At 71.7% G+C, this 9,054-nt stretch carries 9 protein-coding genes; 4 read left to right on the forward strand and 5 right to left on the reverse strand.

From position 1 onward, the window contains the following. The 3 genes from ACVNF4_RS27970 to ACVNF4_RS27980 all read left to right on the forward strand — a co-directional run. The coding region (locus ACVNF4_RS27970; RefSeq protein WP_461805656.1) for a carbohydrate ABC transporter permease at positions 1 to 921 on the forward strand (921 nt) is incomplete at its 5' end. Then, on the forward strand, positions 918 to 1,787 hold the full coding sequence (locus ACVNF4_RS27975) for a carbohydrate ABC transporter permease (RefSeq protein ID WP_461805657.1): 870 nt from the start codon (positions 918 to 920) through the stop codon (positions 1,785 to 1,787). The genes ACVNF4_RS27970 and ACVNF4_RS27975, both read left to right, overlap by 4 nt. A gap of 133 nt (positions 1,788 to 1,920) precedes the next feature. After that, the gene (locus ACVNF4_RS27980; protein ID WP_461805658.1) at positions 1,921 to 3,675 is read left to right on the forward strand and encodes an ABC transporter ATP-binding protein; all 1,755 of its coding nucleotides are present in this window, start codon (positions 1,921 to 1,923) and stop codon (positions 3,673 to 3,675) included. Between the two features lie 26 nt (positions 3,676 to 3,701). On the opposite strand, the gene ACVNF4_RS27985 is transcribed toward ACVNF4_RS27980, so the two are convergent. Genes ACVNF4_RS27985 through ACVNF4_RS28005 form a run of 5 tightly spaced genes read right to left on the reverse strand, consistent with a single transcriptional unit; the run spans position 3,702 to position 8,383 of the window. Further along, on the reverse strand, positions 3,702 to 4,736 hold the full coding sequence (locus tag ACVNF4_RS27985; protein ID WP_461805659.1) for a branched-chain amino acid ABC transporter permease: 1,035 nt from the start codon (positions 4,734 to 4,736) through the stop codon (positions 3,702 to 3,704). Continuing rightward, positions 4,733 to 5,605, reverse strand: coding sequence for a branched-chain amino acid ABC transporter permease (locus ACVNF4_RS27990; protein ID WP_461805660.1), 873 nt, complete (start codon positions 5,603 to 5,605; stop codon positions 4,733 to 4,735). Before ACVNF4_RS27990 ends, ACVNF4_RS27985 begins: the two co-directional genes overlap by 4 nt. Further along, complete coding sequence (locus tag ACVNF4_RS27995; RefSeq protein ID WP_461805661.1) at positions 5,602 to 6,333, reverse strand: ABC transporter ATP-binding protein; 732 nt, start codon at positions 6,331 to 6,333, stop codon at positions 5,602 to 5,604. Before ACVNF4_RS27995 ends, ACVNF4_RS27990 begins: the two co-directional genes overlap by 4 nt. After that, the gene (locus ACVNF4_RS28000) at positions 6,330 to 7,058 is read right to left on the reverse strand and encodes an ABC transporter ATP-binding protein (RefSeq protein ID WP_461805662.1); all 729 of its coding nucleotides are present in this window, start codon (positions 7,056 to 7,058) and stop codon (positions 6,330 to 6,332) included. The genes ACVNF4_RS27995 and ACVNF4_RS28000 overlap by 4 nt, the downstream gene beginning before the upstream one ends. Then, entirely contained in the window at positions 7,055 to 8,383 is a 1,329-nt protein-coding gene (locus ACVNF4_RS28005) for an ABC transporter substrate-binding protein (RefSeq protein WP_461805663.1), read from the reverse strand. The genes ACVNF4_RS28000 and ACVNF4_RS28005 overlap by 4 nt, the downstream gene beginning before the upstream one ends. Before the next feature lie 219 nt (positions 8,384 to 8,602). Between ACVNF4_RS28005 and ACVNF4_RS28010 the strand changes: the two genes are divergently transcribed. Next, positions 8,603 to 9,054: amidase family protein (locus ACVNF4_RS28010; RefSeq protein WP_461805664.1), on the forward strand; the 452-nt coding region annotated here is incomplete at its 3' end.

Genomic DNA, 9,054 nt, shown 5'->3' on the forward strand with positions numbered 1-9,054 from the left:
GGCGCCTCCCCGGCCGGCCCCTCCCGGCGCACCGGCCGCCGCCCCTCCGCCGTGACCGCGTCCGGGTTCCTGGCGCCGTTCGCGGTGCTGTTCCTCACCATGATGGTCGCGCCCATCGGCTACGCCGTCTACCAGAGCTTCTTCACCGTCCAGCGCGCCGGCCTGTTCGGCGGGAAGCAGTCCACGACGTTCGCGGGACTGGACAACTACACCGCCGCCTTCCGCGACCACGACTTCATGGCGTCGATCGTCCGGGTCGTCCTGCTGGGCTGCATCCAGGTCCCGATCATGCTCGGCCTGGCCCTCCTGCTCGCCCTGCTCCTGGACTCCCGCTCCGCCCGGCTGCGCAAGACCTTCCGGTTCGTCTACTTCCTGCCGTACGCGCTGCCCGGGGCGATCGCCGCGGTGATGTGGTCGTTCCTCCTGGTGAAGAACCTCTCGCCGTTCACCGGCCCGCTGTCCCACCTCGGCATCGACGTCGACTTCCTGTCGCCGTCCTGGGTCCCCACCTCGATCGGCAACATGATCACCTGGGGCTGGACCGGCTACAACATGCTGATCATCTACTCCGCGCTCCAGACGGTCCCCGCCGAGGTGGTGGAAGCCGCCGCACTCGACGGCTGCACCGGATGGCGCCTGGCCTGGCACGTGAAGATCCCCCTCGTGCGCCCCGCGCTCGTGATGACCACGATCTTCTCCATCATCGGCACCGCGCAGCTGTACACCGAGCCCGCTGTGCTGGTCGGCGCGCGCATCCCGGGCGTCTCACCGAAGTTCACCCCGATCATGAACACCACCCTGGGCATGGACGTGGGCGGCCAGAACCTCGCCGCCGCCGAGTCCGTCGTGCTCGCCCTGGTCACCCTCGTGCTCTCGTTCGGATTCCTGAAGTACAACCAGCGCAAGGGAGCGACGTCATGAGTGTGGTCCTCGGCAGCCGGCCCGCCCGGCGCGGCAACGGGATCGCGAGCAGGGTCGTCGTCAACGGCGTGCTCGGCCTGATGGCCCTCTACACGCTGATCCCGCTGTGGTGGCTGTTCGTCGCCGCGACCAGGGGCTCGGGCTACCTCTACACCGGTTCGCCGCTGTGGTTCTCCCACTTCGACCTGTTCGCCAACATCAAGAACGTGCTGACCTTCGACGACGGGGTCTTCACCGCCTGGCTCGGCAACAGCGCGCTGTACAGCCTCGTCGGCGCGGCCGTCAGCACCCTGCTGTCCGCGATGGCCGGCTACGCGCTGACCAAGTTCAGCTTCCGCGGCCGGGAGGGCGTCTTCAACGTCATCCTCGCCTCGGTCCTCATCCCGGCGCCGATGTTCGCCCTGCCGCTGTTCCTGCTCATGGCCAAGTTCGACCTCACCAACACCTACTGGTCGGTGCTGCTCCCCAGCTGCGTCAGCCCGTTCGGCGTCTACCTGTGCCGGATCTTCGCCGGGTCGTCCGTCCCGGACGAGGTGCTGGAGGCGGCGCGGATCGACGGGGCGGGCGAGGTGCGCACCTTCTTCGGGATCGCCCTGCCGCTGATGGCCCCGGCGCTGGTGACCGTCTTCCTGTTCCAGTTCGTCGCCATCTGGAACAACTACCTGCTGCCGTCGCTCATGCTCAACTCGGCCTCGAAGCTGCCGGTGACCGTGGGCCTCGTGCAGTGGCGCTCGGAGTTCGCCAACGGCGTGCCGCCGCTGCTGCCGATCACCGGTGCCTTCCTGTCGCTGATCCCCCTGCTCATCGCCTTCGTCAGCCTCCAGCGGTTCTGGCGCCAGGGCCTGACCGCCGGCGCCGTCAAGTAGAACGCACCCCCGCCACCCCCGCCGACCGCTTCCACCACCGGTCGGCGGGGGTGTTTCCGCCGGTCGGGGGGATGCACCGGGGAGCCGCGCGCGATGGGATCGAGGGGACCTCGGAACCGGAGAAAGGCCCCCTGTGACCACCGCGGCACCCCCGCCCGCGCGGGAGACGTTCAAAGCGCTGTACGGATATGTCCGTCCGCACCGGGGGGCCGTCGTCGGCGGCCTGCTGCTCGCGCTGCTCGGCGCGGCCGGCGGTCTCGCGCAGCCGCTCGCCACGAAGGCGCTGCTGGACCGGCTGTCGGCGGGGGATGCCGTCGCCGGGGTGCTGCTGGGGCTGAGCGCGCTGGTGGTGCTCGGGACGGCGGCCGAGGCGCTCGGGGCGTACGTGCTGGAGCGGACGGCGGAGTCCGTGGTCCTCGCGGCCCGGCGCTCCCTCGTGGGGCGGCTGCTGCGGCTGCGGCTCGTGGAGGTGGAACGCACCTCGCCGGGCGACCTGATGTCCCGGGTCACGTCCGACACGACGCTGTTGCGCGCGGTCACCACCCACGCCGTCGTCTCCGCCGCCACCGGGTCCGTCGCGTTCGTCGCCGCGCTCGTGCTGATGGGGGCGCTGGACGTCGTCCTGCTGGGCGTGACCCTCGGGGTGCTCGCGGTCAGCGGGGCTGTCGTCGGGCTGGTCATGCCGAAGATCTCCCGGGCCACCGAGCGGGCGCAGGAGTCGGTGGGGGAGATCTCCAGCGTGCTGGAGCGGGCCTTCGGGGCGTTCCGCACCGTCAAGGCGTCCGGCGCGGAGGAGCGGGAGACCGCTCGGGCCGAGGACGCGATGCGCAGGGCGTGGCGGCACGGGGTACGGACCGCGAAGTGGACGTCCGCCGCGGAGGCGTGCGTCGGGCTCGCCGTGCAGCTGTCGTTCCTCGCGGTGCTCGGGGTCGGCGGGATGCGGGTGGCGTCCGGGGCGATCCCCGTGTCCACGCTGATGGCGTTCCTGCTGTACCTCTTCTACCTCATCGACCCCGTCTCCCGGCTGGTCGAGGCCGTCACCCAGTACCAGGAGGGCGCCGCCGCGATGAACCGCATCACGCAGGCGCAGCGGCTCACCACCGAGCCCCGGGTCCTGTCGGAGCCCGGCCCGCCCGGGGCGGCGTCCGCCGCGCGGGTCCGCTTCGAGGACGTCTCCTTCCGGTACGGGCCCGGCCTGCCCGCCGTCCACGACGGGGTGACCTTCGACGTCCCGGCCACCGGACTGACTGCCTTTGTCGGCCCCTCAGGCGCCGGCAAGTCGACCGTGTTCGCCCTCCTGGAGCGGTTCCACGAGGCGGACGGCGGACGCGTCCTCGTCGACGGCACCGACGTCCGGGACTGGTCCCTGCCGCACCTGCGGGCCACCATCGGCTACGTCGAGCAGGACGCCCCCGTCATGGCCGGCACCCTCCGCGAGAACCTCCTCTTCGGCGCCCCCGACGCGAACGACGACGACCTGCGCGACGTCCTCGCCCGCACCCGCCTCACCGCCCTCGTCGACCGCCTCCCCGACGGCCTCGACACCCCCGTCGGACACCGCGGCTCCACGCTCTCCGGCGGCGAACGCCAACGCGTCGCCGTCGCCCGCGCCCTCCTGCGCCGCCCCCGCCTGCTCCTCCTCGACGAGGCGACCTCCCAGCTCGACGCCGTCAACGAACTCGCCCTGCGCGACCTCGTCGAGGAGGTCGCCCGCGACACCACCGTCCTCGTCGTCGCCCACCGGCTGTCCACGGTGACCGGCGCCGACCGGATCGTCGTCATGGAACAGGGCCGCGTCCGCGCGGTGGGGACGCACGAGGAACTCCTCACCCAGGACGCCCTCTACGCCCGCCTCGCCGCCACGCAGCTGCTGACTTCGGCGGGGTGAAAGGGGGCCGGGGGAGGCGCGTGTCGTCACCCCCGGCCGCCTCCAGGACCGACGCCGTGCCGGACCGGGAACACCGCCCACCCCGTGCGCAGCGCGAGCGTCCCCCACAGCCCGCGCGGCAGGTACAGCGACACCACGACGGCCACCACACCGACCAGGACCAGGTACCAGACCCCGCTCTGCGCGAAGTACAGGTCGATCAGGTAGTACACGAGCGCCCCGATGACGGGCCCCTCGACCGTGCCGATCCCGCCGATGATCACCATGAACACCATGAGGGCGGAGTACTGCACGCCGAAGATCTGCGTGGGGGACGCGACACCGAGGCTGTTCACGCAGATCACGGCGCCCGCGGCGGCGCACCCGGCCGCCGCCGTCACATAGACGATCCGCTTGCCCCGGGTGACCTTCACCCCGAGCGAGGCGGCGGCCGTCTCGTCGTCCCGGATGGCCTGGAGGTCCAGACCGAGCCGGCTGCGCAGCACCGCGTACGTCCCGAGGACCGCCGCCGCCATCACGGCCAGCGCCAGCCAGTACGTGAAGGCGTGCCGCAGCACCGGGTCGGGGGTGACGTCGTGCAGGCTGCGCCCGCTCGCCGCGCCCAGCGAGTCGAAGCGGACCACGATCAGCCGGACCACCTCGGCGATCACCCAGGTCCCGACGGCGAAGTACCCGCCGCGCAGCCGGAACGCCAGGTACGACACCGGCCAGGCGATCAGCGCGACGACCGCGGAGACGACGAGGGTGCCCGCGTAGACGTTCACGCCGTGGTCGTTGACCACGAACAGCAGGTACGCGCCGAGCCCGATGAACGCCTGCTGGCCCATCGACATCATGCCCGCGTAGCCCGCGAGGAGGTTCCACATCGAGGCGAGCGCCACCAGGTAGCAGAGCTTGACGAGCTGCCCGGTGACACCGGAGTCGACGAGGTAGGGCAGGGCGGCCATCACCAGCAGGACGACGGCCGTCGAGCTCAGGCCGAGGATCGTCGCGCGGCGGCTGCGGTGGACGGCCGGCAGGGCGGTGGTCGTCCCGGGGGCGGGGACGGTCTGGACGGTCATGCGAGCACACTCCTGCCGAACATGCCCTGCGGGCGCAGCACCAGGACGAGGAGGAAGACCAGGTGCCCCGTGAGGAGGGGCAGGTCGGGGGAGATCTGGGCGCCCACGGACTGGGCCACCCCGAGGACGATGCCGCCGGCGAGGGTGCCCCACAGCGAGCCGAGGCCGCCGATGATGACCGTCTCGAAGGCGAACAGGACGGTGAGCTGGCCCTCGTAGGGGGTCACCCCGCCCTGGCGCATGGTGTAGAGGACACCCGCGAGGGCCACGGTGGAGAACGCGATGACGGTCGTCAGCGCGTACACCCGCCGGTTGTCGACGCCCATCAGCCGCACCACCGCCCGGTCGTCGGCGGTCGCCCGCACGATCCGGCCGGGCTGCGTGCGGTGCAGGAACAGGTGCAGCGCCGTCAGCACCGCGACCGCCGCGACCAGGGTGAGCAGCGGGAACCAGCCGATCGACAGGTCGCCGCCCAGGTGGACGCTCGCCGTGCCGAGGGAGCCGATGGACAGCGGCTGGGCGTCGTTGCTGAACGCCTGCGCCAGGACGTTCGGGATGATCACGGAGATACCGAACGTGACGAGCATGGGGGCGAGTTCGCCGAGCCCCATCGCCCGGTCCAGCATCGACCGCTGGACCGCGTAGCCGAGAGCGCCGACGGCGGCCATCGCGACGGCGGCCGTCAGCGGGACCGGCACCCCGTAGTGGGAGGCGGTCACCGAGGCCACGTACCCGCCGAGGATCATCAGGTCGCCGTGGGCGAGGTTCGCGATCCGCATCACCCCGAACACCAGGGAGAGGCCGGCGGCGGCCATGGCGAAGATCCCGCCGAGCAGGACGCCTTGGACGACTGCGTTGAGCCAGGTCATGGTGAGATCGCCTCCGGGTGGGCACCGGTGCCGAAGTAGGCGGCGGTGACCTGGTCACGGGTGAGGTCGGCGGCCTGCCCGGAGAGCACGACACGGCCTTCCAGCACGCACGCGATCCGGTCGGCCACCGCGAAGGTGCGGCTCAGGTCCTGTTCGACGAGGACGACGGTGGTGCCCTCGGCGCGGATCCCGGGCAGCGCCGTGTACAGCTGGTCGACGACCAGCGGCGCGAGCCCGAGGGACACCTCGTCGAGCAGCAGCAGCCGGGGGTTGCCCATCAGGGCGCGGCCGATGGCGACGGCCTGCTGTTCCCCGCCGGACAGCCGGGCCGCGCTGCGGGTGCGCCGGTCGGCGACCAGCGGCAGCGTCTCGTACACCTTGGCCAGGTTCCACGGGCCCTTGCGGCCGGTGGCCGCGCCGACCTGGAGGTTCTCCTCGACGGTGAGGGAGGGGAACAGCCGGCGGCCCTCCGGGACCAGGCCGATGCCCATCCGGGACCGCTGGACGTCGGAGGCACCGGTGACGTCGTCACCCGCGTAGTGCACGGTGCCGCTGAACGGAGTGAGGGATCCGGCGATCGTCCGCATCAGGGTCGACTTGCCGGCGCCGTTGGCGCCCACGAGGGCCAGCAGCTCGCCCTCGGCGACCTCGGCGTCGATGCCGAACAACGCCTGGAAGTCGCCGTACCCGGCGTCCACGGACCTGAGGCTCAGCAGGGGAGTGCTCATGCGGCGGCACCTCCCAGGTAGACCTCGGCGACCTCGGCGCTGGCCAGCACCTCGCGCGGCTCGCCGTCGGCGCGGATCGTGCCGAGGGCCAGGCACACCAGCCGGTCCACGACCTGCACGAGCGCCTTCACGACGTGCTCGATCCACAGGATCGTCAGGCCCGACTCCTTCAGCGACAGCACCGTGCCGACCAGTTCGTCGGCCTCGCCCTCGGTGAGACCGCCGGCGATCTCGTCGAGGAGCAGCAGCTCGGGGCCGGTCGCCAGGGCGCGGGCCAGCTCCAGGCGCTTGCGGGCCAGCAGCGGCAGGGCACCGGCCGGCTTGTCGGCCAGCGGGAGCAGCCCGGTCGTCTCCAGGGAACGCAGGGCGAGTTCACGCGCGGCACCTCCCCGCAGCCCGGCCCCCCGCTCGGCGCCGACCAGCGCGTTCTCGAACACCGTCAGGTCCACGAAAGGACGCGGGATCTGGAAGGAGCGGCCCACCCCGAGCCGGCAGCGCTCGGCCGCCGGCACCCGGGTGACGTCCTTGCCCGCGAGCCGCACGGTCCCGGCCGTCGCCCGCTCCACCCCCGACACGGCGCTGAGCAGCGTCGACTTCCCGGCGCCGTTCGGGCCGACGATCCCGACGGCCTGCCCCCGGGGCACGGCCAGCGTGACGTCCTCCAGGACCCGCAGCGCGCCGAAGCTGACGGCGAGGTGCTCCACGTCCAGCAGCGGGGCCGTCACAGCGCCCGCGCCTTGCCGTCGAGCTTCACCTCGGGCATCAGCGCGTTGCTGACCACCTTCAGGTCGAACCTGTTCCCGGCTTCCTTGGTCCACTGGGTGCCGACCATCGGGATCGCCGCCACGTTCTTGACGGGGTTGGCCTTGCCGCCGCCGGTCCACGTGATGTGGCCGAGGACCGTGTCCAGCGTGGTCTTCCCGATCTGCGCGGCGACCGCGTCCCGGTTCTTCGGGTCGGCCTTGCTCAGGACGCTGTTCGCGACCTCGAACAGCGCGTGGTTCGGGCCGAGTCCCGCGTTCCACGAACGCCCCTTGGACAGCGGGGACTTCTGGTAGTCGGCGGCGAGAGCGGACGCGCTCTGCCCGGTGAGGGTGGAGGTGAACGGGTACTGCGGGACCCACCAGCTCGCGGTGACCAGGCCGTCGCCGAGGCCGTCGGGCAGCGCGGCCACCGACGACTCGAAGAGGATGGCCTTGGCGATCGTGGCGACCTGCGGCTTGAACCCCTGCTGCGCGGCCTGCGTCCAGAACGTCGCGAAGTCCGGCGGCGACGGCACCCCGGCGAGGATCTGCACGTTCTCCTTCTTGAACCGCGCGATGATCGAGGAGAAGTCCTTGGTGCCGTTCTCGTAGGCCCCCGGGTCGATGAACGTGAACCCCTTGGTCGACGCCTGCGCCCGGTAGCCGGTGGTCCGGTCACGGAAGGCGTTGCCGTCCGAGTCGTTGGGCCACAACACGCCGACCTTGCGGTTCGTCTGGAACAGCCGCCACGTGTCGCTCTCCACGGCGCTGAGGTGCTCGACGCCGTCGAAGAAGTGGTACGTGTACTTGAACGTCTTCTTGTCGGAGCCGCCGCGCCCGTAGAAGTACGCCTGCCAGGGCTCGATCGTGGAGATACAGGGCACGCCCTCGCTCTCGCACTTGTCGGCCACGGGGTGGATGGTGTCCGGGGTGGCGGTGACGAGGACCAGGTCGACCTGCTCCTGGGAGACGAGCTCCTGGGCGATGGTGGCGGCCTGCTGGGGGTCGGAGCCGGTGTCCCGGTCCAGGATCTTCACCTCGTACTTCTTGCCGTTGTAGGTGAGGCCCTTCGCGAAGAACGTCCTGGCCTGCTGGAGGAGGTAGGCGTCGGACTCGGCGAACGCGGCGTAGGCGCCGGTGCGGGGACTGACGTAGCCGATCTTGACCGTGTCGCCGGAGGACCCGGCGGCGCCTTTCAGACCGGCGCCGCAGGCGGACAGCAGCGGGGCGGCGCCCACGGCGGCGGCGCCGATGCCGAGGCCTCTCAGGACGGTTCGGCGGCTGGGCTGGTTCGCATGGCTCTGCATGGCGACTCCCGTGGTTCCTCGGCCGCGCGGGCCGCGGCGGGTTGAGAACGTGGCGAGAAGGTAGGCGCAGGAAGAACACCTGGGCAGGGCACGGATTCGATATGAGAGACGCGGGTTTATAAAGCTTCGATAAGAGTGCGGCGGCAGGCAGGTGTCCGGGTCTCGGAAACCGGCACTGTCCCGTTCACGGAGGCGTGGACCGGCGGCTACCGTCCGGCCATGCGAACCACCCTGAACCAGCTCGCCTCGGGCGACCTCACCAGCGCCGGGCTCACCGAGACGCTCCTTGCGCGAGCCGCGGAGACGAGCGGCCTCGGCGCCTTCGTCACCCTCGACGCCGAGCGGGCCCTCGAAGCCGCCCGCGCCGCCGACCGCAGCCGTGTGAGAGGCCCGCTGCACGGGCTGCCGCTCGCCGTGAAGGACAACATCCACGTCGCGGGCCTGCCCAACACGGCCGGCTCGAAGGCGCTCGCCGGATTCGTCCCCGACCGGGACGCCGAGGTGGTGACCCGGCTGCGCGCGGCCGGGGCGATCGTGCTGGGCAAGACGAACCTGCACGAGTTCGCGTTCGGCGCGACCAACACGCGCGGCCCCTTCGGAGCCGCCCGCAACCCCGCCGACCCGGACCGCTTCGCCGACCCCGACCGCTTCGACCCCCGCCGCGACACCCG

The organism is Streptomyces sp. S6 (assembly GCF_054880855.1).